The sequence below is a fragment of the Tessaracoccus defluvii genome (assembly GCF_014489575.1).
Classification (GTDB): Bacteria; Actinomycetota; Actinomycetes; order Propionibacteriales; family Propionibacteriaceae; genus Arachnia; species Arachnia defluvii.
This window is the reverse complement of the sequence record NZ_CP060789.1, coordinates 1,049,452-1,073,372: the sequence shown is the minus strand read 5'-3', so window position 1 is coordinate 1,073,372 and position 23,921 is coordinate 1,049,452. Positions and strand designations below refer to the sequence as shown.

Sequence of the window (23,921 nt, the reverse complement as noted above, 5' to 3'; positions counted from 1 at the left end):
GCGCGGCACGCCTCTTCAGTTCGCGACCGGCAGCCGAGAGGCAGGCGTCGAAGGTGACGCGGGCCCCCGTCAGCAGGAAGAACTGATCGACGGCCTGGCCCGCGAGCAGGTCGAGCCCGCTGAGCACGGGGATGCCGGCGTCGGCGGCAGCCCCGTCAACGGGGTCGGCCACGGATCGTAGACGACGTCGAAGACGGCGCCTGCGGCCGCCGCCAGCGCCGCGGCGTGGGGCGCGGCCGCGGCGACCGGGATGGTGCTGGCCACCAGGTCCACCGTCCCCGGAGCCTCGCCCAGGGTTCGGACCTCGGCCCGGAGCCCCAGCAGGGTGGCGAGTTCGACGAGTCCGACGGCGCGCTCGGGACGGCGGGCCAGGACGACGACGTCGCGGGTACCCAGCCCGGCCAGCGCGAGGACGATCGAGCGGGCGGTCGCGCCGTTGCCGAGGATCGCGGCGCTGCGCGGGGCGGCAAGTCCGTGCGCCCGCCACGCGACGCCGAAGCCGGGCACGTCCGTGTTGTGGATCCGCGGGCGGCCCTCGCCGAACACCATGGTGTTGCCCCCGCCCACCAGGCGGGTCGGTTCGTCCGGATCCCCGAGGGCGACGATCGCCTCCTTGTGCGGCGCCGTCACGCTGAGCCCGACCCAGGTCGGGTCAGAGACCCGGTCGGCGACGAACCTGTCCAGGTCTGCAGGAGCGACGGTGCACGCCTCGTAGTCGATGTCGAGGCCGTTGACGGCGTAGCCGGCGCGGTGGATGGCGGGCGAGAGCGAGTGAGCGGCCGGATCGCCGATCACCGCGCAGTGCCTCAGCACCGTCCCTTGTTGGCCTGGCACCACTGCTGGAACTGGGCCACGTTGGCGTTGTGTTCCTCGAGCGTGGCAGCGAACTTCGTCTCGCCGGTGTCGAGGTCGACGGTGACGAAGAACAGCGCATCGGTGTCGGCGGGATAGAGGGCGGCCTTGAGGGCCGACTCACCCGGGTTGCTGATGGCACCAGGGGGCAGCCCAGTGTTCAGGTAGGTGTTGTAGGGCGACTCGGTCGCACGCTGCTCCGCGGTCGTCGTGACGGTGCTGAAGTCCCCGATGGCGTAGTGGACGGTCGAGTCCATCTCCAGCTTCATGCCCTGGTTGATGCGGTTGTAGATGACCGCAGCCACCATCGGCTGGTCCTCGGGCTTCGCCACCTCCGCCGCGATGATCGAAGCGACGGTGACCACGTTGTGCGGGCTGATGCTGAGCTCGGCGGCCCGGCCCTCGAGCCCCAGGCTCTCGGCGACCTTCTGGAACTGGCGCACCTGGGTCTGCAGGACGGCCGTCGCGCTCGGCGGCTCTGCGACCTGGTAGCGGGACGGGAAGAGGTAACCCTCGGGGTCACCAGCGGCGTAGGCGGGGAGCTTCAGGGACTCCACGTCAGCCAGGGCCGCGGCGATGTCGGCCTCGGGCAGCGACGTGTCCTTTGCCATGATCTTCACCTGCTCCTGGTTCGTCGTCCCTTCAGGGAAAAGCACCCACAGAATCTGCAGGTTGGTGGAGTCCATCAGCATGTCGAGCGCCGTCTCCGCCGGGATCTCCTTGATCAGCTTGTAACGGCCGGCCTTCAGCTGGGCCCACTTGCCCGACTCGATGGCGACCTTGCGGAACGTCTTGGTGGACTTCACGACGCCGGCCTCCGTGAGTAGGTCGCCGACCTGCGTCGGGCTGGGACCGGACGGGATCAGCACCTCGACGCTCTCGCCGTTGCCCTCCCCCATGTAGTCGTCGGCGGTACGCCACGCGATGTAGGCGTCGTTGGCCTTCGAGTAGATGAACCAGCCTCCCCCGATGAGGACGCTCAGCGACAGCAACACGGCGAAGGCGCTGCGCGCGTGATAGCCGATCTTGCGCCAGTCCAGGCGATTGTCGTTGTCGCTGAACGCGGGGCTCATGCATCCTCCTTGAGAGCCGGCTCCCCAGCAGGGCCGCCGTCCCGTTCCTCGGCGTCGAGCGCCCTCTGCAGGATCTCGACGGCGGCCGCCTGATCGATGATCCCGCGCTGCTGCTTCGCGCGGCGCCCGGCTGCTCCCAGGCTACGCGATGCCGTCACTGTGCTCATCCGCTCGTCGACGAGTCGCACCGGCACCGGCGCGATGAGCGTGGCGAGCGCCGCGGCCTTGGCCGCCACGAACTCGGCGGCCAGGGCACGCCCTCCCGCGAGGGTGAGCGGTAGCCCGACGTAGACGACGCCCGGCTCGTACTCGGCCACGAGGGCGCCGAGCCGGTCGAGTTCCGTCGGCCCGGCGGGCACCGTCTCCACCGGATAGGCGAAGGAGGTGCCACGGTTGGCCGCCGCCACCCCGATGCGCGCCTTGCCCCAGTCGATGCCGAGGCGTGGCCCGTCAGCCACGCGGTTCCAGGGCCTGGCGGACCGCGGCCAGCGCTGCGGGGGCCGCGGAAGCGTCCGTGCCGCCGCCCTGGGCGAGGTCGTCCTTGCCGCCGCCCTTGCCGCCGAGCGCGGAGCACGCCAGCGAGATGAGCTGCCCCGCCCGGAGCCCGAGCCCGCGGGCTGCGTCGTTGGTCGCGACGATCGCCATCGGCTTCTCCGCGCCCCCGACGAGCGCGACGACACCGGCGGCGGAGCCGAGCCGCTCCCGCAGGTCGAGCGCAAGGGTGCGCAGCTCACCGCCGGCCACGCCGGGCACCTCGAGCCCGAGGAAGCGGACGCCCGCCACGTCGATCGCCTGCTCGGCCAACGCGGCCGCTCCGGACAGAAGCTTCTCGGTGTTGAGGGCCGCGATCTGCTTCTCGGCATCCTTGAGCTGCGTGAGCAGCCGCTCGATCCGGCCGACGAGCTGGTCGGGCTGCACGCGCAGGGTGTCGGTCAGCTCGGTGACCAGCGCCCGCTCAGCCGCGAACTTCGCGAACGCATCCGTGCTGACGAGGGCCTCCACCCGCCGGACGCCCGAGCCGATCGACGACTCGCTCAGCAGGTTCAGGACACCGATCTCCGCGGTGCTGCCCACGTGCGTGCCGCCGCAGAGCTCGCGCGACCAGGGGCCCGCGAGCTCGACCATGCGCACGACAGGCGGATACTTCTCGCCGAACATCGCCATCGCGCCGAGCGCCTTGGCCTCCTCCAGCGGCATCTGCTGCGCGGTCACCTGGAAGTTGTCGATGATCGCCTGGTTGGCACGCGCCTCGATCTCGGACTTCAGCTGGGTCGAAAGGCCATGCGTCGCCGCGAAGTCGAAGCGGAGGTAGCCGGGCTTGTTGTAGGAGCCGGCCTGCGTCGCAGTGGGGCCGACCAACTCGCGGAGCGCTGCGTGCACGATGTGTGTCGCCGTGTGGGCCTGGGACGACGCGTGGCGCGCGACCCCGTCGACCCGGGCGTCGACGGTGGCGCCGACCGGCACCTCTCCGAGCACCTCGACGCGGTGCACGACGAGCCCCGGCACCGGGCGCTGCACGTCGATGACCTGCAGGCTGAAGCCGTCGCCCGCGATGAGGCCGCGGTCGGCGTCCTGGCCGCCGGACTCGGCATAGAACGGGGTCTCCTCGAGCACCAACTCGACGGTGGAGCCGTCGGGTGCCCGGTCGACGAGGCGGCCGTCGACGACGATGCCGCGCACCTTCGTCGCCAGGTCCAGGTCGGTGTAGCCGAGGAACGGAACCTCGCCGGCGTCGCGCAGGGAACGGTAGGCCTCGTGGCTGGTGGCCCCGCCCTTCTTCGCCTTCGCGTCGGCGCGGGCCCGGTCCTTCTGCTCGCGCATGAGCTCATCGAACTTGGCGCGGTCCACGCTCAGCCCGGCCTCCGCGGCCATCTCCATGGTCAGGTCGATCGGGAAGCCGAACGTGTCGTGCAGCTGGAAGGCCTTGTCGCCGGGCAGAACCGCCGTGTCACCCGCGCGCATGGCGCCGACGGCGGTGTCGAACATCGCCGTGCCCGACTGCAGGGTGCGCCGGAAGGTCTCCTCCTCCGCGGTCGCTGAGGCGATGACCCGCTCCCAGCTCTGGTCGATCTCCGGGTAGGAGGCGCGCATCAGATCGCGGGACACGGGGAGCAGCTCGCCGAGCACGGGCTGGGTGACGCCCAGCAGCCGCATCGCACGGATGACGCGTCGCAGCAGGCGGCGCAGCACGTAGCCGCGGGCCTCGTTGCCGGGCGTGACGCCGTCGGTCATCAGCATCAGCGAGGAGCGGACGTGGTCGGCGACGACGCGGAAGCGCACGTCGTCGGTCGGGTCAGCGCCGTAGCGCCTGCCGGACAGCTCCGAGGCCTTGCCGATGACGGGGTACACCTCGTCAATCTCGTACATGTTCGCGACGCCCTGCTTGAGCAGCGCGATGCGTTCCAGGCCGGCGCCGGTGTCGATGTTGCGGCTGGGCAGCGGGCGCAGCACATCGAAGTCGTCCTTGGCCCGGACCGACGACAGCTCCTCCTGCTGGAAGACCAGGTTCCAGATCTCCAGGAAGCGGTCCTCGTCGGCCTCGGGGCCGCCGTCGGCGCCGAACGCGGGGCCACGGTCGATGTAGATCTCGGAGCAGGGGCCGCCGGGGCCGGGGACGCCCATGTGCCAGTAGTTGTCCTTCAGACCACGCTCCTGGATCCGCTCCCGCGGGATGCCGACGCGCTGCCACAGGTCGATGGTCTCCTGGTCGCCCTTCAGCGCGGTGACCCAGACGAGCTCCGGGTCGAAGCCCAGGCCGCCGTCGGCCTCTGCGCCGGTGACGAGCTCCCACGCGAAGGAGATCGCCTCGGCCTTGAAGTAGTCGGCGAACGCGAAGTTGCCGAGCATCTGGAAGAACGTGCCGTGGCGGGTGGTCTTGCCGACCTCGTCGATGTCGAGGGTGCGCACGCACTTCTGCGCGGAGACGGCCCGCTTGTACGGGGCGGCCTCGTCACCCAGGAAGTAGGGCTTGAACGGCACCATGCCGGCGTTGACGAACAACAGCGTCGGGTCGTTGTACAGCAGCGAGGCGCTGGGCACGACCGCGTGCCCGTGCTTCGCGAAGAAGTCAATAAACCGGCTCCGGATGTCGGAGGTCTTCATGCGTGTGGATCCCTTGTGGTGGTGTTCAGTCGTTGTCAGTGGTGGTGAGGTTCAGTTCGCGACGCAGTTCGTCCTCGCGCTGGGCCATGGCCGTGCGGAAGGTCGCCACGAAGTCGCCGAAGCTCGAGGCAGCCGCGTGCCCTCGCTTCTCGACCTGCTGGGCGACGCCGGCGGGGGTCAGGCGATGCAGGAGTTCCTTGCCGCGTAGCACGACGAAGACGGCGATCCCCGCGCCGACGAGGATCCAGAAGAAGTTCCTCACTTGCCGTTCCGTCCCTTGAAGGCCTTGCGCACGCCGTACGTGAAGGCCGCCGTCTTGACGAGGGGACCACCCAGCGTGGTGGCGAACAGCGTCGACAGCTGGGCCGCGTTCTCCGAGACGACCGTGGCATGGCCAGAGACGCGGCTCGCGTCCTCGGTGACCACGCTGAGCTTGGCGAGCTCGTCGTTGGTGGCGACGACGGTGGACTTGAGCTCCTGGAGGATCGGCACGGAGTTGTGGCCGACGTCACGCACGGCGAGCCGCAGCTCGTCGAGGACCCGGCCGAGCTTGAGCAGGGGCACGGCCGCGAGCGCGACGAGGACGCACGCCGCGATGGCCGCGATGAGGCCCGCGATCTCTCCAACAGTCATGGGCGTAACTCTAGCCGACGGTCCCGGGGTCCATGAGTTGCCGCAGCGCCGTCACCCGCTCCGCGATCAGGGCCTCCTGGCCGTTGTCGGTGGGCCGGTAGTAGCGCGTCCCGACGAGATCGTCCGGCAGGTAGGTCTGCGCCACGACGGAGTGGGGATAGTCGTGCGGATACTTGTACCCCTTGCCATGGCCGAGCTTCTCGGCGCCCGCGTAGTGCGCGTCCCGCAGGTGGGGCGGGACGAGCCCGCCCTTGCCGGAGCGGACATCGGCGATGGCGTCCTCGAGCGCGACGTGGGCCGCGTTCGACTTCGGTGCGGTGGCCGCCGCGACGGTGGCGTGGCCGAGGGTGATGCGGGCCTCCGGCATGCCCAGCAGCTGCACGGCCTGCGCGGCGGCGACGCAGGTCTGCAGGACGCCGTTGGCGGCCATGCCGACATCCTCCGAGGCCGAGATCATGAGCCGGCGGGCGATGAACCGGGGGTCCTCCCCCGCCTCCAGCATCCGGGCCAGATAGTGGAGCGCAGCGTCGACATCGGAGCCGCGCACCGACTTGATGAACGCGGAGATGATGTCGTAGTGCTGGTCGCCGTCCTTGTCGTAGCGGACGGCGGCGCGGTCGGCCGAGGACTCGACCGCCTTCGCGTCGATCGCCGTCCCGCCGACGGCGGCGGTCGCGGCCGCGGACTCCTCGAGGTACGTCAACGCCCTCCGGGCGTCTCCCCCGGCCAGCCTGAGGATCATGTCCGCGGCATCGCCGTCGAGGGTGAACAGGTCCCCCGCGGGCGTGCGCAGCCCGCGCTCGTCGGCGAGCGCGCGCTCCAGGAGGGCCCGGAGGTCGTCGGTGGTGAGCGGCTGGAGCCGCAGCAGGAGCGAGCGGGACAACAGGGGCGAGATCACCGAGAACGAGGGATTCTCCGTCGTGGCGGCGATCAGGGTGACGAGCCGGTTCTCGACGGCGGGCAGAAGGACGTCCTGCTGCGCCTTCGAGAAGCGGTGGACCTCGTCGACGAACAGCACCGTGTCGCGGCCCCTGGCCAACTGGCGCCGGGCCTCCTCGAGTTCGGCACGCACCTCTTTGACGCCCGCGGTGACGGCCGAGAGCTCCACGAACCGCCGCTGCGTGGCCTGCGAGACGACCGAGGCGATCGTCGTCTTCCCCACGCCGGGAGGCCCCCACAGGAACACGGACATCGGCTGCCCGTCCGCCAGCCGTCGCAGCGGCGAGCCGGGAGCCAGCAGGTGCTGCTGGCCGACGATCTCGTCGAGGCTCCGGGGGCGTAGGCGCACGGCGAGCGGTGCCTGCGGGTTCGTGGAGTCGCTCAGCGAACCGCCCCGCTGGGGTGGCTCGGGATCAAGGTTGCCGAAGAGGTCGAACGACACGCCGTCACTGTACCCGGACCGGCCACGACCGGTGCGCCGCGTTGGCGTTGGTTGAATCCGGGAATATCATGAGCAATTGTCTCTGCGCACTACTAATTTGTGGGTGTCCTCTCCATGGAAACCGATCTCGGGCGCCAGTTCTCGCGCCGCCGTCGCATCGCCATCATCGTCACGCTGGGCCTCCTGACCGGGCTGGGCCCCTTCACCATCGACCTGTACCTGCCGGCCTTCCCCGTGCTGAAGCAGGAGTGGTCGCTGACCGACTCCGCGGTCCAGGTCACCCTGTCCGCCACCACGCTCGGGTTCGCCATGGGCCAGCTGTTCGTCGGCACTCTGAGCGACCGCTTCGGGCGGCGGCTGCCGCTGATCCTCTGCTCGAGCCTGCACGTCATCTCCTCGGTCATGGTGGCGCTCGCCGGCAGCGTCGAGTTCCTCATCGTCATGCGCGCTCTCCAGGGCGTCGGGGCGGCAGGCGGCGCGGTCGTCGCCATGGCCATGACGCGCGACCTGTTCAGCGGCAAGCCGCTGGTCGTGATGCTGTCGAGGCTGGCGCTGATCTCCGGCCTGGCGCCCATCATCGCCCCGATCGTCGGCTCGTGGATGGTGAGCTTCATGCCGTGGCGTGGCGTCTTCTGGGCGTTGGCCGGCTACGGGCTGATCATCGTGCTGCTCGTCAGCCTCATGACCGTCGAGACACGGCCCCCCGCTGCGCGCACCACAGGCGGCGTCCGCTCGCTCGCCCGTGGCTTCGGTGTCGTCGCGAAGGACCGGGTCGCGGCCGGCGCCATGATGGTCGCCGCGTTCTCCTTCGGCGGGCTGTTCGCCTACGTGTCGAGCTCCTCGGTGCTGCTGCAGGAGGTGTACGGCCTCACCGTGCGCGGTTTCGGCACCGTCTTCGCGATCTGCTCGTTCGGCGTCTTCATCGGCGTGCAGCTCGGCAGCCGTGCGGCCCAGCGCTACGGGGCGCAGTGGGTGCTGGTCATCTCGACCACCCTGATGATCGCCGCGTCGCTGGGCGTGCTGGCGGTCCACGCCGCCGACGTCGGCCACATCCCGCTCGTGCCTGCCCTGTTCCTGTTCACATTCGGGTTCGGCTCGTCCGCGCCCTGCACGCAGCTGCTGGTGCTGCAGAACCACAAGGAGCGGTCCGGGACGGCCGCCTCCCTCATGGGCGCCTCGTCCCAGATCGTGGGCTCGCTGGTCGGTCCGCTGATCGGTCTGGTCCCCATGACGAGCGCAGTGCCGATGGGCACCGCAATGCTGATCTGCGCCGTGCTCGCCACCGCGGCACTGTGGCTGGTGCTGCGGCCCCGCACGCTCCCCCGCGGCGCGCTGACCTGAGGCCGGCCCCGGAAAGCCGACGAGCGCCCGCTCCTGAAGCCCGACCCGCGTGTCGCGGGTGGGAATCGGGATCGGGCGCTCGCGCTGCGCCGGGAGGGATCAGCTCGTGGCTGGTGCCGCCGCGGCCGCGTCGTCCTTGGGCTCCGGCTTGGCGTCGACGCCGGCCTCCTTGCGCTGCTGCGGCGTGATGGCCGCCGGCGCCTCGGTCAGCGGGTCGAACCCGCCACCGCTCTTCGGGAAGGCGATGACGTCGCGGATCGTGTCGAAGCCACCCAGCAGCATCACGAGTCGGTCGAGGCCGAACGCGATGCCGCCGTGCGGCGGGGCGCCGAACTGGAAGGCATCGATCAGGAAGCCGAACTGCTCCTGCGCCTCGTCCTCGGAGATACCCATGACCGCCAGCACCCGCTCCTGCACGTCGCGCCGGTGGATACGGATCGAGCCGCCGCCCACCTCGTTGCCGTTGCAGACGAAGTCGTAGCCGTAGCTGAGCGCCGAGCCGGGATCCGTGTCGAAGGTGTCCATCGACTCGGGCTTCGGGGACGTGAACGCGTGGTGGACCGCGGTCCACTTGCCGTGACCCAGCGCCACGTCACCCGAGGCCTGCGCGTCGGCGGTCGACTTGAACATCGGAGCGTCGACGACCCAGAGGAAGCTCCAAGCGTTCTCGTCGATCAGACCGGTGCGGCGTCCGATCTCGAGGCGCGCGGCGCCGAGGAGCTCCTGCGACGCCTCGCGGGCGCCGGCGCCGAAGAAGATGGCATCGCCGGGCTTGGCGTCCATGACCGCGGCGATGCCGTCGCGCTCGGCCTCCGTGATGTTCTTGGCGACGGGCCCGCCGAGCGTGCCGTCCTCACCGACCGTGATGTAGGCGAGCCCCTTGGCGCCGCGCTGCTTGGCCCACTCCTGCCAGGCGTCGAACTGACGCCGCGGCAGCGATGCGCCGCCGGGCATGACCACGCCTCCCACATAGGGGGCCTGGAAGACACGGAACGGGGTGTCCTTGAAGAACTCGGTCAGTTCGCGGATCTTCAGATCGAAGCGCAGGTCGGGCTTGTCCGAGCCGTAGTTGTCCATGGCGTCGTGCCACGTCATCCGCGGCAGGGGCGTCGGCATCTCCACGCCGATCAGCTGCCAGCAGGCGGCCATGACCTTCTCGGCGAGCGCGATGACGTCGTCCTGGTCGACGAAGCTCATCTCGATGTCGAGCTGGGTGAACTCCGGCTGCCGGTCGGCGCGGAAGTCCTCGTCGCGGTAGCAGCGCGCGATCTGGTAGTAGCGCTCCATGCCGCCGACCATGAGCAGCTGCTTGAACAGCTGCGGGCTCTGCGGCAGGGCGTACCACTTGCCCGGGTGCAGGCGGGCGGGGACGATGAAGTCGCGTGCGCCCTCGGGGGTCGAGCGCGTCAGCGTCGGGGTCTCGATGTCGTAGAAGTTGTGCTGGTCCAGGACCTGGCGGATGGTGTGGGTCACCTTCGAGCGGAGCACGAGCGCCTCGTGCTGACGCGGCCGACGCAGATCGAGGTAGCGGTAGCGGAGGCGGGCCTCCTCGCCGACGGTGGTGCGCTCGTCGATCTGGAACGGCAGCGGCGCTGCGGGGTTGAGCACCTCCAGCTCGCGGATGGCGACCTCGACCTCACCCGTCGGGATGTTGGGGTTCACGTTCTCAGGCGTCCGGGCGTCGACGGCGCCCGTGACCTTGATGCAGAACTCGTTGCGCAGATCGTGGATGCCTGCGGAGACCAGGTACTCGTCACGGACGACGACCTGGCAGATGCCAGACGCGTCGCGCAGATCGATGAAGGCGACACCCCCATGGTCGCGGCGCTTGGCCACCCACCCGGCGAGGACGACTTCCTGGCCGACGTGCGAGGCTCGCAGCTCTCCGGCTTCGTGAGAACGGATCACGGTATTCCTTTCCAGAAGGGCTGCATAGACGGTGCAGCCCAGCGGGTTCCGACTCTACCGTGACACTCCCGCCGCGTCGCATCGGCGGGAGCCCGGGTCAGGCGGGCCCGACCGTGACCCGCAGATCCTCGGCGGGAGGCATCCAGGCGTCGGCGGAGGCGGGCACCTGTTCGCCGCTGCGGATGTCCTTGACCGAGTCGTCGTGGCCGGCCCCGAACCAGACGAACGGGATGCCACGGCGCTCCGCGAAACGGATCTGGCGGCCGAACTTGTCGGCCTTCGGCGCCACCTCGACGGCGATGCCGCGGGCCCGCAGCCGGGCGGCCGTCTCGATGGCCGCGGCTCGGGTCTCCTCGTTGTCGACGGCGACCAGGACGGCGCTGGGGACGCTGCGGCTGGCCACGATGCGGCCCTTGCCGATGAGCGGCGCCAGGATGCGCGTGATGCCGAACGAGTAGCCGACGCCGGGGAAGGTCACCTTGCCGTCGGACGCGAGCGAGTCGTACCGGCCGCCCGAGGCGACGGAGCCGAGCTTCTCGGAGCCGTTCAGCAACGTCTCGTAGACGGTGCCGGTGTAGTAGTCGAGTCCGCGGGCGATCTTCATGTCCGCCAGCACCCGGCCGGCGACGGTGCGGTTCGCCGTCGAGATGAGCGCGGACAGTTCGCCCAGGCCCTCGTCGAGCAGCTCGTGCGAGACGCCGAGCGAGGCCACCTGGTCGACGAAGGACTCGTCGCGGGCGGAGATCCCGGCGAGCGCGACGCAGGCGTCGGCCTGGGTCCGGCTGAGGCCGACCTCGCCCGTCAGCAGCTCGACGACGGCCTCGGGGCCGATCTTGTCGTACTTGTCGACCCGCTGCAGGACCGCCGCGGGCTCCTCGATCCCGAGCCCCCGGTAGAAGCCCTCGGCCAGCTTCCTGTTGTTCACGTGCAGCGTCACGGGCGGCAGGCCGAGGTCCCGGTGCAGCTTCTCGAACACGTCGAGGGCGACGAGCGGGATCTCGACGTCGTGGTGGGCGGCGAGCTGGTCCTGGCCGACGATGTCGATGTCGGCCTGCGTGAACTCGCGGTACCGGCCCTCCTGCGGGCGTTCGCCGCGCCAGACCTTCTGGATCTGGTAGCGGCGGAACGGGAAGGCGAGGTGGCCGGCGTGCTCCAGCACGTAGCGGGCGAAAGGCACGGTCAGGTCGAAGTGCAGGCCGAGCTCATCGGGGTCGGCGCCGTCGGCGTGCAGCCGACGGACGACGTAGATCTCCTTGTCGATCTCCCCTTGCGGGAGAGCTGGTCGAGCGGCTCGACGGCGCGGGTCTCGATCGGCGCGAACCCGTGCAGCTCGAACGTGCCGCGCACGATGTCGAGGACGGTGTTCTCGATCAGGCGGCCGGCGGGCAGGAACTCGGGGAATCCGCTGAGGGGCTTGGGGCGGGGCACGTGGATCTCACAGACGGTCGGCTTGCAGGTACGGGTTCGATGTCAGCTCGACCGCGAGGGTGGTGTGCCCGCCGTGGCCGGGAAGCAGGGCAACCTCCGGATCGATCGCCTGCGGAATCATCCGCAGGGTGCTGCGCATCGCGTTCATGCTACCGCCGGGCATGTCGGTGCGCCCGATGGTGCCCGCGAAGAGCACGTCGCCGGTGAAGACGACCTCCGCGTCGGCGGAGGTGACCCGCAACAGCGTGGAGCCTTCCGTGTGCCCCGGCGCAGGGACAGGGGTCACCGTCAGGCCGGCCGCCGCGACGGGGCCGGTCAGGTCGCGCACGTCCTCGACGGCCTGCAGCTGGACGCCGGGAAGCAGCGAACGCAGCGCCCCCGCGTTGCCGGGATCAAGGCCGGCTGCCGGGTCCGTCAGCAGATGCTGGTCGGGCGCCGCAAGATACAGGGGCACGCCGTACCGCTCGGCGAGAATGCCGGCGTCACCGACATGGTCGATGTGTCCGTGCGTCCCGAAGAACGCCACGGGGGCCCATCCCCTGGCCTCCAGTTCCGCCGTCACGAGCGGCGCTGCCGTGATGCCGGGATCGACGACGATGCACTGCGTGGCGTCCTCGTCGGACACGATCAGATAACAGTTCGACTGCCACGGCGACGCGGTGATGGTCCTGATGAGCACTCGGCCACCCTATCCCGCTAGATTAATGGCATGAGCGAATCGCAAGCGCCCGCCGACTTCGGCCGCGTCGATCCCGACGGCACGGTCTACGTCATCTCGGGTGGCACTGAACGAAGCGTCGGGCAGATCCCCGACTCCACCCCGGAAGAAGCCCTGGCCTTCTACGTGAGACGGTTCGAGAACCTCGCCGCCGAGGTCTCGCTGCTGGAATCCCGCGTCTCGGCCCAGGCATTGTCCCCCGACGAGGCGAAGACCGCCATCGCCGCCGTGCGCGGCAACGTGGTCGACGCGAACGCCGTCGGAGACCTCGAGTCGCTGGTGACGCGGCTCGACGCCCTCTCGGACCGGCTCCCGGCCCAGATCGAGGCACGCAAGGCCGCCCGGGCCGAGCAGAATGCCGCGACGCAGGCCGCCAAGGAGGCCATGGTCACCGAGGCGGAGACGCTGGCGGCCGGCAACGACTGGCGCGGAGGCGTGGACCGCTTCCGCACCCTGCTCGAGGAGTGGAAGGCGCTGCCGCGCATCGACCGCCCCACCGACAACGAGTTGTGGCACCGGTTCTCCTCGGCACGCACGCAGTACACACGCCGTCGCAAGGCCCACTTCGCCGATCTGAACCAGCGTCGGGACTCCTCGAAGTCCCTCAAGGAACAGATCATCGCCGAGGCCGAGCCGCTCGCCGCCTCGACCGACTGGGGCGCCACCTCGGCCGCCTTCCGGGACCTCATGGCCCGTTGGAAGGCCGCGGGCAGCGCCCGCCGGGCCGAGGACGATGCGCTGTGGACACGCTTCCGCGCCATCCAGGACGAGTTCTTCAACGCGCGCACCGCGTCGCAGAACGCCATGGACGGTGAGCAGTCGGAGAACCTGGCCGCGAAGCAGGAGCTGGTCGATCAGGTGACCGCGGACCTCGAGGGCGTCACGGACGTCGAACAGGCCAAGTCGATCCACCGAGAGTTCCTCGCCAAGTTCGAGTCTCTGGGACACGTGCCGCGGGGCGCCATGCGTGACCTCGACCAGCGCGTCCGCGCCATCTCCTCCAAGGTCGCCGACATGGAGGCCGAGGAGTGGCGCCGCACCGATCCGGAGGCCCGCCGCCGGGCCGAGGACACCGTCGCGATGTTCGAGACCCAGATCGCCAAGCTGCAGGCCGACCTGGCCAAGGCAGAGGCGGCCGGCGACAGCCGCGGTGTCCGCGACGCGTCCAGGTCGATCGACACCTACACCAGCTGGCTGGACCAGGCCCGCACCACACTGGCCGAGTTCACGGCCTGACCGACGAGTAGAGGCGGCCGCATCCCCCGGGATGCGGCCGCCTCTTCCATGCCCTGAGGTGGTTCAGCCGGAGATGCGGTAGGCGTCGTAGACGCCCGGCACCCGGCGGATCTGGTTGATGACGTGCTGCAGGTGCGTGGGGTCGGCCGACTCGAAGGTGAACCGGCCCCGGAACTGCCGCTGCCGCGTGGTCTGGATGTTGACCGACAGGATGTCGAGGTGCTCCTCCGACAGGGTCGACGACACGTCCGACAGCAGCCGGGCCCTGTCGATGCCCTCGATCTGGATGGTGACGACGAAGCTGGAGCCGGCCTCCATGTCGGCCCACTCCACGGGGACGAGCCGTTCCGGCTCCTTCCGCAACGCCGGGGCGTTGCTGCAGTCCGCCCGATGGACGGAGACGCCGTCGCCCTTGGTCACGAAGCCGATGATGTCGTCGCCGGGCAGCGGATAGCAGCACTTGGCGAACTTGGCGACCATCGAGTCCGACCCGTCGACGAGCACGTGTGCGCCGTCCTGGACCGGACGGCGTCGCTGCCGCACCACGACGTCCTCGGTGACGGTGTCGACCGTCTCCTCCTCGCCGCCGTGCAGCTGGACGAGCTTCTCGACGACCGACTGGGCGCTGATCTGCGCCTCGCCGAGGGCCACGTAGAGCCCCGGGACATCCTTCTGGCCCAGCTCGTTGGCCACCGCCGTCAGGTTCTCGAGCGTCAGCAGCCGCTGCATGGGCACCCCGGTGCGGCGCAGATCCTTGGCCAGGATCTCCTTGCCGTGTTCCAACGCCTCGTCGCGGCGCTCCCGCGAGAAGTGCTGCCGGATCTTCTGCCTGGCGCGGCTCGAGACGACGAAGCTCAGCCAGTCGCGGCTCGGCCCCGCACCCTCGGCCTTCGAGGTGAGGATCTCGACCTTGTCCCCCTGCTGCAGCTTGGTGCTCAGCGACACGAGCCGTCCGTTGACGCGGGCGCCGATGGTGCGGAACCCGACCTCTGTGTGGACGGCGAAGGCGAAGTCGACCGGGGTGGCGCCGACGGGCAGGGCCATCACCTCGCCCTTCGGGGTGAAGACGTAGATCTCGTCGGAGTTGATCTCGAACAGCACGGAGTCGAGGAACTCGCTGGGGTCCTCGGTCTCCTTGCTCATGACGCCGAGCTGATGCATGGCCTTGAGGCCCGCATCCTCGGCGGTGACGCCGGCGCGGAGATCCTCCTTGTACTTCCAGTGGGCCGCGACACCGTACTCAGCGCGCCGGTGCATCTCGTGCGTGCGGATCTGGAACTCGACCGGCTCGTTGTTGGCGCCCAGCACCGTGGTGTGCAGCGACTGGTACATGTTGAACTTCGGCCCGGCGATGTAGTCCTTGAACCGGCCTGGGATCGGCTTCCAGCCCGCGTGCGCGACGCCGAGGACCGCGTAGCAGTCCTTGATGTCGTTCACGAGAACACGCAGCCCGATGAGGTCGTAGATGTCGCGGAAATCGCGGCCGCGGACCATCATCTTCTGGTAGATCGAGTAGTAGTGCTTCGGCCGGCCGTAGACGGTGGCCTGGATCTTCGCCTCCGCCAGCATGCCCTGGAATTCGGCGATCAGTTCCCGCAGGTAGCGTTCGCGGCCGGGGGCCTGCTGGGCGACCATGTCGGCGATCTCGCCGTAGACCTTCGGCTCGATCGTGGCGAAGGACAGGTCCTCCAACTCCCACTTGATCGTGTTCATGCCCAGCCGGTGGGCCAGCGGGGCGAAGATGTTGAGCGTCTCGGTGGCGATGCGGACCTGCTTGTCCTGCCGCAGGTAGCCGATGGTGCGCATGTTGTGCAGCCGGTCGGCCAGCTTGATGACGAGGACGCGGACCTCCTCGCTGGTGGCCATGATCATCTTGCGGATGGTCTCCGCCTTGGCCGTCTCCCCGTAGGTCAGTTTGTCGAGCTTGGTCACGCCGTCGACCATGTGCGCAACCTCGTCGGAGAAGTCGGCCCGCAGCTGCTCCAGCGTGTAGGGCGTGTCCTCGACGGTGTCGTGCAGCAGCGCCGCCACCAGCACCGGCTCCGTCATGCCCAGCTCCGCCAGGATCGTCGCGACGGCGAGCGGATGCGTGATGTACGGATCACCCGACTTGCGGGTCTGCCCCTCGTGGTAGCGCTCGGCGATGCGATAGGCCCGCTCGAGCAGTGCCGTGTCGGCCTTCGGGTGGTTCGACCGGACGATGCGGAACAGGGGGTCCAGGACCGCCGACTTCGAACGCACCGCGCCGAGCCGCGCCAAGCGGTGCCGCATGCGCAGCCGCGGCTGTTCCGGCCCGGTCACCAACCGGGCCGCACCTCCGAGACCTTCTTCCGACATGCGTCGAGTGTAGTGTGCGTGGAAGCCCTAGTCGGCCAGCGCCCGCTGGATGTCCTTCGCGGTCGGGGCCTGCGCCCGCCTGACCACGATGAGCTCGTCGCCGACCTCCACGCGGGTGGCGGTCTGGTCGTAGAACCTCCGCAGCGTCCCGTTGCGGACGAGACCGATGACCCGCTCCCCCGTCACGGCCGACGGCGGCTGCCCGACCTCCTCGGCTGTGGCCAGCCGCTGGTGTACCTCGAGCCCCTCACCGCCGGTGAGCATGTCCTGCATGATCGTGCCCAGTTCGGGGCCGATCGCGGAGAGACCGAGGAGGCGGCCCACGGTCTCGGAGCTCGTGATGACCGACGACGCGCCGGACTGGCGCACCAGGGTGACGTTGTCCTGTTCCCGCACGGCCACGGTGACCCCGGCCGTGGGGTTCAGCTGGCGCACGGTCAGCGTGGTCAGGATCGCCGCGTCGTCCCGGTCCAGACAGATGATCACCTGTCTCGCCTTGCTGATCTCGGCCCGCCGCAGCAGATCGCGCCGGGTGGCGTCGCCCTGGAACGCGGCCAGGCCGTCGAAGTTGGCGTCCTCGATCGCGCCGGGCTTGTCGTCGATGACGACGATCCGCTCCGAGGAGACCCCCTGGCGACGCAGGGTGTTGACGGCGCTGCGGCCCTTCGTGCCGTAGCCGATGACCACCACGTGGTTGCGCATCTTCCTCCTCCAGAAACTGTCCCGGATGCTGCGGCTGCCCTGATTGGCCAGCACCTCGATGGTCGTGCCGACGAGCACCACCAGGAAGGCGATACGCAGAGGCGTGATCAGCAGGGCGTTGATCAGCCGGGCGTGCGTCGCCACGGGCGTGATGTCACCGTATCCCGTGGTGGTCACGGTGACCGTCGCGTAGTAGAGCGCGTCGATGAACGAGATGCCGTCCCCGGCGGTGTTGTCGCTGTAGGCGGCGCGATCGACGTAGACCAGCAGCGTCGTCGTCAGCAGCAGCCCCAGGGCGATGGCGCCCCGACGGGCGAGCTCCTTGAACGGCGATGACGAGATCCGGGGAAGGCTGACCATCGACAGAAGGCCACCCCGGCCCCCTGGTTGCAGCTTGGCCATGGGCTCAGACTGTCACCAGTGCCGTGCAGTTGTCGATGCCACGCTCAGCGAGTCGCGCACGACCGTCGAGGAAGGCCAGCTCCATGACGACGCTGACCTGGGCCAGCTCGGCCCCCAGCTCACGGATGAGTTCCGCGGTGGCACCGATGGTGCCGCCCGTGGCCAGCACGTCGTCGATGACCATCACCCGGGCGCCGGGACGGATCGCGTCCCGGTGCATGGTGAGAGTCTCGTGGCCGTACTCCAGCTCGAAGGAGTGGCTGATGGTGTCGCCGGGCAGCTTGCCCGGTTTGCGGACGGGGACGAAGCCCGCCCCCAAGGCCAGCGCCACGGGGGCCGCGAAGATGAACCCGCGGGCCTCCATCCCGACCACCACGTCCACGTGCCGCGGGGCGGTGGTGACCAGCTCGGTGACGGCAGCCTGGAAACCCCGGGCCGACGCCAGCAGCGGGGTGATGTCCTTGAACATCACTCCAGGCTTCGGGAAGTCGGGCACATCCTCGATGAGGCTGCTGACCAGTGAGCGTCGCTCCTGGGACTCGTTGTTCACTTCCGGCCCTTCCGTTCCGCCCGCGTCGAGGCGGTGCGACGCTGCTGACGCTCGCCAGCGGACACGGCCAGGGTCACCTGCTCCGTATCGTCGCCGCCGATCTCCGCGGCGGCCAGGGTGCGGCCGGCTGCCTTGTGCTCGGCGCGCTTGATGCGACGCTCGATCTGGGCCCGGTGCTCGACCATGGCCGGCTCGCGCTCCTTCATCAGCGACAGCAGAGGCGCCGCGATGAAGATCGACGAGTAGGCGCCGGCGATCATGCCGACGAGCAGGGCGAGGCCGAGGTCGGCCAGCGGACCGCTCTGCAGCATGGCACCGGCGACGAACAGCGCCGCCACAGGCAGGACGCCGATGATGGTCGTGTTGATCGAACGCACCAGCACCTGGTTGACGGCCAGGTTGGCCTGCTCGGAGTACGTCTTGTTCGTCTTCTCCAGGCCGACGATGTTCTCGCGGATCTTGTCGAACACCACGACCGTGTCGTAGAGCGAGTAGCCGAGGATCGTCAGCACACCGATGACCGTCGACGGCGTGACCGTGAAGCCCAGCGCGGCGTAGACGCCGACGGTGACGAGCAGGTCGTGCAGCACCGCGACGATGGCGGCGACCGACATCTTCACGTCACGGAAGTAGATGGCGATCATGAGCATGACGAGCACCAGGAACACCACCAGCGCGATGGCGCCCTGCTGCGAGATCGACTTGCCCCACGAGGCGCCGATGGCGTTGTAGGTGACGGAGTCGATGTCGGTGTCGGCGATCTCGGCGACCTCCGCGCGGACGATCGAGGTCTCCTCGGTGGTCAGCACGCGGGTCTGGACCCGGATGTTGGTCTCGCCGACCGAGAAGACCTGCGTCCCGAGGTCCTTGACCTCGGAACCATCCATCTCGGCACGGACCTTGTCCACCGTCGAATCGGTGACGGTCATCGGCGCGGTGAAGTCGGTTCCGCCGCGGAACTCGATGCCCAGGTTCAGTCCCTGGAACGGCAGCAGCAGCAGGCTGATGCCGATGATCACGCCGGAGACGATGAACCACAGCTTGCGGTGCCCGTTGAAGTCGTAGCTGAGCTGGCCGGTGTACAGCCGGTGGGCGATGCTCGCCTTCTTCTCGGTGCTCATCATGCCTCCTGCGGGGTGGGCGCGGATGCGGGAGTGTCCGCGGTCTTCGACCTACGGAATCGGCGGCCGAGCAGCGAGTCCTGCGTGACGCCCATGTGGGCGGCGTCCAGGCCGGACCACTTGTGGCCCTCGCCGAAGAACTTGGTGCGGCCGAGGAGTTCGACCAGCGGCCTGGTGAAGAAGAACACCACGGCGAGGTCGAGCAGGGTGGTCAGGCCGAGCGTGAACGCGAAGCCCTTCACCGACCCGATCGCCAACAGGAACAGCACCACTGCCGACAGCAGCGACACCGCATCCGAGATGACGATGGTGCCGCGGGCCTTGACCCAGCCGGAGCTGAGCGCCGACTTGAGGCTGCGGCCGTCACGGATCTCGTCGCGGATACGTTCGAAGTAGATGATGAACGAGTCCGCTGTGACCGCGATGCCGACGATGGCGCCGGCGATGCCGGGCAGGCTCAGCGCCCAGCCGACCGAGGTGCCGAGCAGGACCATCATCGCGTAGGTGGCGGCGGCGGCCACTGCGAGGGAGGCCACGACGACGATGCCCATGCCGCGGTAGTAGAGGAACGAGTAGAGGGCGACCACGGCGAGGCCGATGATGCCGGCGATGATGCCGACACGCAGCTGCTCGCCGCCGAGCGTCGCAGACACCGTCTCCACCTGGTCGTGTTCGAAGTTGAGCGGCAGCGAGCCGTACTTGAGCACGTTGGCGAGCGAGGTCGCGTCCTCCGGGGTGAAGTTTCCGGAGATGACCGCCTGACCGTTGCTGATCTGCACCTGCGGCTTGACCGCGGAGCGGACCTCGCCGTCCAGGACGATCGCGAAGAGATCCTGGGGCGACGTCCTGGTCAGCAGCGCCTTGGTCAGCGTGCTGAACTGGCTCGTGCCCTCGGACTTGAGGCTCAGGGTGACGCTGTACTGCAGGTCGCCCTGCTGGATGCCGGCCGATGCGGTTTCCAGTTCCTGGCCGCGCACGGCGACAGGGCCGAGCAGGTACTTCTGCACGCCGTCCTGGTCGCAGGCGACGATGGCCCTGGTCAGGTACTGGGTGACGTCGGTGCCGCACACGTGACTCTCGAGCGCGGCGTAGTCGTCGGCGGTGGCCTGGTAGGCGAGGACGTCGTCGATCGACAGCTGCTCGTCGTCCGGATCGTCCGCTCCCTCGGGCAGGGGCCGGGGAAGACCGGGCATCTCACCCTCGACGCTGCCCGTGCCCGTCGTCGACGCGAGGACGGGACGGAAGCTGAGTTCGGCGGTGGCGCCGACCAGCTCGACCAGATCGTCTCCGTGCACGTTCGGGGCCGACACCACGATGTGGCGCTCGCCCTGCACGGTGACGCTCGCCTCACCGACGCCGAGGCCGTCGACGCGCTGCTGGATGATGTCGCGCGCGAGGTTCATCTGCTCGGCGGTGACGGTGCTGTTGGTGGCCTGGAGCGTGATGGTCTGGCCGCCACGCAGGTCGAGCCCCAGCTTCGGGGTCCAGGTCTGCGTCGCGGCCATGATGACGTACAGGCCTACGATAATGAGGAGGAATACTGAGAGGACGACCCCCGGTCGGCCCCGTCTGGCGGAGGTGGCCACTTACTTGGTGTCCTCCGTGCGCTGCCACGGCTGGTAGCCGGCAGGATCCTCTTCGGCATTCTCCGCGGCCTGCTGCTCGGCGTCACCGTCGGCTGAGCCGTCGGCGGCCAGCTCCTGGGCCGGGTCGACCGAATAGCCCTCAGTGAAGGCCTCGTCGGGAGCGAAGGTCTCGTCGGTGTTCAGCTCGGCCTCACCGTCGACGAGGGCCTCGTCGGTGACGACATCGTCGGTGAACTCGAACTCCTCCTCATCCGCGGCGACCTCGCGGGCGATGTTGCCGCGGAGGATGGTGATCTCGACACCGGGGGCCAGCTCGACGATGACCTGACGGGTACCCGAGTGCACGATGGTGGCGAAGATGCCGGAGGTCAGGAGCACCCGGCTGCCGACGCCGAGAGACGCCTGCATCTCCTGCGCCGCCTTCATCTTCTTCTGCTGCGGGCGGATCATCAGGAAGTACATGATCGCGAACAGCGCGACCATCATCAGGATCAGGTCAAATGGCATAACGGGTTTCCTTTGAGTACGGGCCGTGTTTCAGGATAGCGGAGCAGAGCAGATCGGCTGAACGGGCTTCAGCCGTCGCCGAAGAGGGACTGGATGGCAGCGGCCGGTGGTCGCAGCCCGAGGTGGGCGTAGGCCGCGCGCGTGGCCACCCTGCCCCGGGGGTGCGGACGAGCAGACCCTCACGGATCAGGAACGGCTCGGCCACCTCGGAGACCGTCTCGATCTCCTCGCCGACCGAGAGCGCGAGGGTGGACAGGCCCACCGGGCCGCCGTCGAAGAGACGGGTCAGCGCGTCGAGGACCGCCCGGTCCAGCCGATCGAGGCCCCGCTCGTCGACCTCATACAGCTCGAGGGCACCGCGGGCGACGCCGAGGTCGGCGACGGCGTGGCCGCGGACCTGGGCGAAGTCGCGGACGCGGCGGAGCAGCCGGTTGGCGATGCGCGGGGTGCCACGGGAGCGGCGGGCGATCTCCACGCGGGCCGCGTCGTCGAGGGCGACGGCCAGCTTGCGGGCCGAGCCGCCGACGATGCCTGCGAGATCGTCGGCTTCGTAGAAGTCGAGCTGGGCGGTGAAGCCGAACCGGTCGCGCAGCGGCCCGGGCAGCATGCCGGCCCTTGTGGTGGCTCCCACGAGCGTGAAGGGGGGCAGATCGATGGGGATGGCGGTGGCTCCGGGCCCCTTGCCGACGATGACGTCGACACGGAAGTCCTCCATCGCGAGGTAGAGCATCTCCTCCGCGGGACGGGCGAGACGGTGGATCTCGTCCAGGAAGAGGACGTCGCCCTCGTCGAGCCCAGAAAGGATCGCGGCCAGGTCGCCGGCGTGCTGGATGGCCGGGCCGGAGGAGATCCTGAGCCCCGCCCCCAGCTCCGCGGCGATGATCATCGCGAGCGTGGTCTTGCCGAGGCCCGGGGGGCCGGACAGCAGCACATGGTCCGGCGCCGTGCCGCGGTGCCGTGCCGCGTCGAGGACGAGGCCGAGCTGCTCGCGGACCCGCGGCTGCCCGTCGAACTCCGCGAGCGTCTTCGGCCGCAGCGCGGCCTCGAAGTCACGCTCCTCGACGGTGGCGTGCGGGTCGATCTCTGAGTGCTCCATCTAGCGCCTCGCGAGCGAGTTGAGCGCGGCGCGCAGCAGTTGCCCGACCCCGATGGTCGGGTCCTCGTCCACGAGGGGGGCCACCGTGTCGGCGGCGGCCTCCGCGTCACGCAGGGACCAGCCGAGGCCCTGGAGACCCTCGGTGACCTGCGCCCGCCAGACCTCGGGCTCGCCCGCAGCCGGGCCCCCGGCCGGGGCGGGGGTGCCTGCACCGAGCAGGGCCACCTTGTCCTTCAGCTCGAGGACCAGCCGCTGGGCCCCCTTGGCCCCGATCCCGGGCACCGAGGTGAGCCGCGCGAGGTCGGCGCTGGTGATCGCGAGCCGCAGGTCGGTCGGGCTCAGCACGGACACGACGGCGAGTGCGAGCTTCGGCCCGACGCCGGAGGCGGACTGGGCGATGATGAACGCGGACCGCTCGTCCTCGTCGGCGAAGCCGAAGAGCGTCAGCGAGTCCTCCCGCACCACGAGATGTGTGTGCAGGGTCGCCTTCTCCCCCACCCGCAGGCCGGCCGCGGTCGCCGGCGTCACCTGCAGCAGAAAGCCGACCCCGGAGACGTCGACGACGCAACTGGTGGCCCCGGCCGTGAGCACGGTGCCGGTGAGCGTGGCGATCACTGGTTCTTCCCCTTGGCTGCCGCAACGGCTGCGGCGTAACGGTTGGTGGTGCTGCCCCGCCAGACGTGACAGATCGCGATGGCGACGGCGTCGGCCGCGTCGGCGGGCTTGGGTGCGGCGTCGAGCTTGAGGATGCGGGTGACCATGGCGGCCACCTGGGCCTTGTCCGCGGAGCCCGACCCGGTCACCGCCGCCTTCACCTCGCTGGGCGTGTGGAAGGTCACGGGCAGGCCGCGTCGGGCCGCGGTCAGGGCCGCGACGCCGGCCGCCTGGGCCGTGTCCATGACGGAGGCCAGGTTGTGCTGCGCGAAGACCCGCTCGATGGCGACGGCCTCGGGCCGATGCTCGTCGAGCCAGACCTCCAGGCCCTGCTCGAGGGCCAGCAGCCTGCGTGCGACGTCGAGGTCGGAGGGGGTGCGGACGACGCCGACGCCGATCAGCGTCGGCGGCCTGCCGACACGCCCCTCCACGACCCCGACCCCGCAACGGGTGAGTCCGGGGTCGATCCCCATGACCCGCATCCCGTCAGCTCAGTCCTCTGCCTCGAGCGCGGCCTCGACCTCGGGGGTGAGGTCGACGTTGGTGAACACGTTCTGCACGTCGTCCGAGTCCTCGAGCGCGTCGATGATCCGGAAGATCTTCTGCGCCACGTCGACGCTGTCGACCGCCTGATCGAACGAGGCGACGAACTGCACCTCGGACGAGTCGTAGTCGAGGCCGGCGGCCTCGATCGCCTTGCGCACCTCGACGGTGTCGTTGGGATCGCAGAGCGCCTCCCACGCCTCACCGCCGTCGACGACCTCCTCGAGACCCGCGTCGAGGGCGGCCTCGAGCACGCTGTCCTCGGAGAGCTCGCCGGACTCCTGGGCCTTCGGGATCGTCACGACGCCCTTGCGGGAGAACAGCCGCTGGACGGAGCCGACGTCGGCCATGGTCCCGCCGTTGCGGGTGACGGCGACGCGCACGTCGGAGGCAGAGCGGTTGCGGTTGTCGGTCAGGCACTCGATGAGCACCGCGACGCCGGCGGGGCCGTACGCCTCGTACATGATCGTCTCGTAGTCGGCGCCACCGGACTCGGCACCGGAACCGCGCTTGACGGCGCGGTCGATGTTGTCGTTGGGCACCGACGACTTCTTGGCCTTCTGGATGGCGTCGTAGAGGGTGGGGTTCCCGCCGGGGTCACCGCCGCCGATGCGTGCAGCCACCTCGACGTTCTTCACCAGCTTGGCAAACAGCTTGCCGCGCTTGGCGTCGATGATGGCCTTCTTGTGCTTGGTTGTCGCCCACTTGGAATGGCCGGACATCAGCTCCCACTTTCTCGTGCCGAATCAAA

20 protein-coding genes and 2 pseudogenes are annotated in these 23,921 nt (G+C 69.6%); 2 read left to right on the top strand and 20 right to left on the bottom strand.

Annotated features, from left to right (window positions below; genetic code table 11):
* Positions 1–69: 69 nt before the first annotated feature.
* From H9L22_RS05040 to H9L22_RS05010, 7 genes are read right to left on the bottom strand one after another with little or no spacing between them, the layout of a single operon-like run.
* Entirely contained in the window at positions 70–813 is a 744-nt protein-coding gene (locus H9L22_RS05040) for a shikimate dehydrogenase family protein (protein ID WP_187721842.1), read from the bottom strand.
* Positions 807–1,925 carry an endolytic transglycosylase MltG gene (gene mltG / locus H9L22_RS05035; protein WP_187721841.1) on the bottom strand — a complete coding sequence of 373 codons (1,119 nt, stop codon included), beginning with the start codon at positions 1,923–1,925 and terminating at the stop codon, positions 807–809. The genes H9L22_RS05040 and mltG overlap by 7 nt, the downstream gene beginning before the upstream one ends.
* A complete protein-coding gene (gene ruvX / locus H9L22_RS05030; protein WP_187721840.1) occupies positions 1,922–2,383 on the bottom strand; it encodes a Holliday junction resolvase RuvX in 462 nt (153 codons plus the stop codon). The genes mltG and ruvX overlap by 4 nt, the downstream gene beginning before the upstream one ends.
* The gene (gene alaS / locus H9L22_RS05025; protein WP_187721839.1) at positions 2,376–5,027 is read right to left on the bottom strand and encodes an alanine--tRNA ligase; all 2,652 of its coding nucleotides are present in this window, start codon (positions 5,025–5,027) and stop codon (positions 2,376–2,378) included. The genes ruvX and alaS overlap by 8 nt, the downstream gene beginning before the upstream one ends.
* Before the next feature lie 25 nt (positions 5,028–5,052).
* Positions 5,053–5,289, bottom strand: coding sequence for a hypothetical protein (locus H9L22_RS05020; RefSeq protein WP_187721838.1), 237 nt, complete (start codon positions 5,287–5,289; stop codon positions 5,053–5,055).
* Positions 5,286–5,660: a DUF948 domain-containing protein gene (locus H9L22_RS05015; protein WP_187721837.1), complete on the bottom strand. Its 375-nt coding sequence runs from the start codon at positions 5,658–5,660 to the stop codon at positions 5,286–5,288. The genes H9L22_RS05020 and H9L22_RS05015 overlap by 4 nt, the downstream gene beginning before the upstream one ends.
* Before the next feature lie 10 nt (positions 5,661–5,670).
* Positions 5,671–7,041 (bottom strand): replication-associated recombination protein A, encoded by a 1,371-nt coding sequence (locus tag H9L22_RS05010; protein WP_187721836.1) that lies wholly within the window; start codon positions 7,039–7,041, stop codon positions 5,671–5,673.
* A 114-nt stretch (positions 7,042–7,155) separates the two neighbouring features.
* Between H9L22_RS05010 and H9L22_RS05005 the strand changes: the two genes are divergently transcribed.
* Positions 7,156–8,382, top strand: a complete 1,227-nt coding sequence (locus tag H9L22_RS05005) for a multidrug effflux MFS transporter (protein WP_187721835.1) — start codon at positions 7,156–7,158, stop codon at positions 8,380–8,382.
* Between the two features lie 99 nt (positions 8,383–8,481).
* Here H9L22_RS05005 and aspS read toward each other — a convergent pair whose 3' ends face one another.
* From aspS to H9L22_RS04990, 3 genes and pseudogenes are all read right to left on the bottom strand, one after another.
* A complete protein-coding gene (gene aspS, locus H9L22_RS05000) occupies positions 8,482–10,290 on the bottom strand; it encodes an aspartate--tRNA ligase (protein WP_187721834.1) in 1,809 nt (602 codons plus the stop codon).
* Positions 10,291–10,387: 97 nt separating this feature from the next.
* Positions 10,388–11,718: pseudogene (hisS, locus tag H9L22_RS04995) on the bottom strand (histidine--tRNA ligase).
* Positions 11,719–11,725: 7 nt separating this feature from the next.
* Entirely contained in the window at positions 11,726–12,397 is a 672-nt protein-coding gene (locus H9L22_RS04990) for an MBL fold metallo-hydrolase (protein WP_187721833.1), read from the bottom strand.
* Positions 12,398–12,427: 30 nt separating this feature from the next.
* On the opposite strand from H9L22_RS04990, the gene H9L22_RS04985 reads away from it, so the two are divergent.
* Entirely contained in the window at positions 12,428–13,672 is a 1,245-nt protein-coding gene (locus H9L22_RS04985) for a DUF349 domain-containing protein (protein WP_187721832.1), read from the top strand.
* A gap of 63 nt (positions 13,673–13,735) precedes the next feature.
* On the opposite strand, the gene H9L22_RS04980 is transcribed toward H9L22_RS04985, so the two are convergent.
* The 10 genes and pseudogenes from H9L22_RS04980 to H9L22_RS04935 form a co-directional block, all read right to left on the bottom strand.
* Positions 13,736–16,009, bottom strand: coding sequence for a RelA/SpoT family protein (locus H9L22_RS04980; protein WP_187721831.1), 2,274 nt, complete (start codon positions 16,007–16,009; stop codon positions 13,736–13,738).
* A gap of 27 nt (positions 16,010–16,036) precedes the next feature.
* The gene (locus tag H9L22_RS04975) at positions 16,037–17,113 is read right to left on the bottom strand and encodes a potassium channel family protein (RefSeq protein ID WP_187721830.1); all 1,077 of its coding nucleotides are present in this window, start codon (positions 17,111–17,113) and stop codon (positions 16,037–16,039) included.
* Between the two features lie 4 nt (positions 17,114–17,117).
* Entirely contained in the window at positions 17,118–17,663 is a 546-nt protein-coding gene (locus H9L22_RS04970; protein ID WP_187721829.1) for an adenine phosphoribosyltransferase, read from the bottom strand.
* Entirely contained in the window at positions 17,660–18,784 is a 1,125-nt protein-coding gene (gene secF / locus H9L22_RS04965; protein ID WP_226966140.1) for a protein translocase subunit SecF, read from the bottom strand. The genes H9L22_RS04970 and secF overlap by 4 nt, the downstream gene beginning before the upstream one ends.
* Entirely contained in the window at positions 18,784–20,289 is a 1,506-nt protein-coding gene (secD, locus tag H9L22_RS04960) for a protein translocase subunit SecD (protein ID WP_187721827.1), read from the bottom strand. Before secD ends, secF begins: the two co-directional genes overlap by 1 nt.
* An 81-nt stretch (positions 20,290–20,370) precedes the next feature.
* The gene (yajC, locus tag H9L22_RS04955) at positions 20,371–20,877 is read right to left on the bottom strand and encodes a preprotein translocase subunit YajC (RefSeq protein ID WP_187721826.1); all 507 of its coding nucleotides are present in this window, start codon (positions 20,875–20,877) and stop codon (positions 20,371–20,373) included.
* Positions 20,878–20,945: 68 nt separating this feature from the next.
* Positions 20,946–21,973: pseudogene (ruvB, locus tag H9L22_RS04950) on the bottom strand (Holliday junction branch migration DNA helicase RuvB).
* Positions 21,974–22,588 (bottom strand): Holliday junction branch migration protein RuvA, encoded by a 615-nt coding sequence (gene ruvA, locus H9L22_RS04945; protein ID WP_187721825.1) that lies wholly within the window; start codon positions 22,586–22,588, stop codon positions 21,974–21,976. It lies immediately after the preceding pseudogene.
* The gene (ruvC, locus tag H9L22_RS04940) at positions 22,585–23,100 is read right to left on the bottom strand and encodes a crossover junction endodeoxyribonuclease RuvC (protein WP_226966139.1); all 516 of its coding nucleotides are present in this window, start codon (positions 23,098–23,100) and stop codon (positions 22,585–22,587) included. The genes ruvA and ruvC overlap by 4 nt, the downstream gene beginning before the upstream one ends.
* An 18-nt stretch (positions 23,101–23,118) precedes the next feature.
* The gene (locus tag H9L22_RS04935) at positions 23,119–23,892 is read right to left on the bottom strand and encodes a YebC/PmpR family DNA-binding transcriptional regulator (protein ID WP_187721823.1); all 774 of its coding nucleotides are present in this window, start codon (positions 23,890–23,892) and stop codon (positions 23,119–23,121) included.
* Positions 23,893–23,921 lie beyond the last annotated feature (29 nt).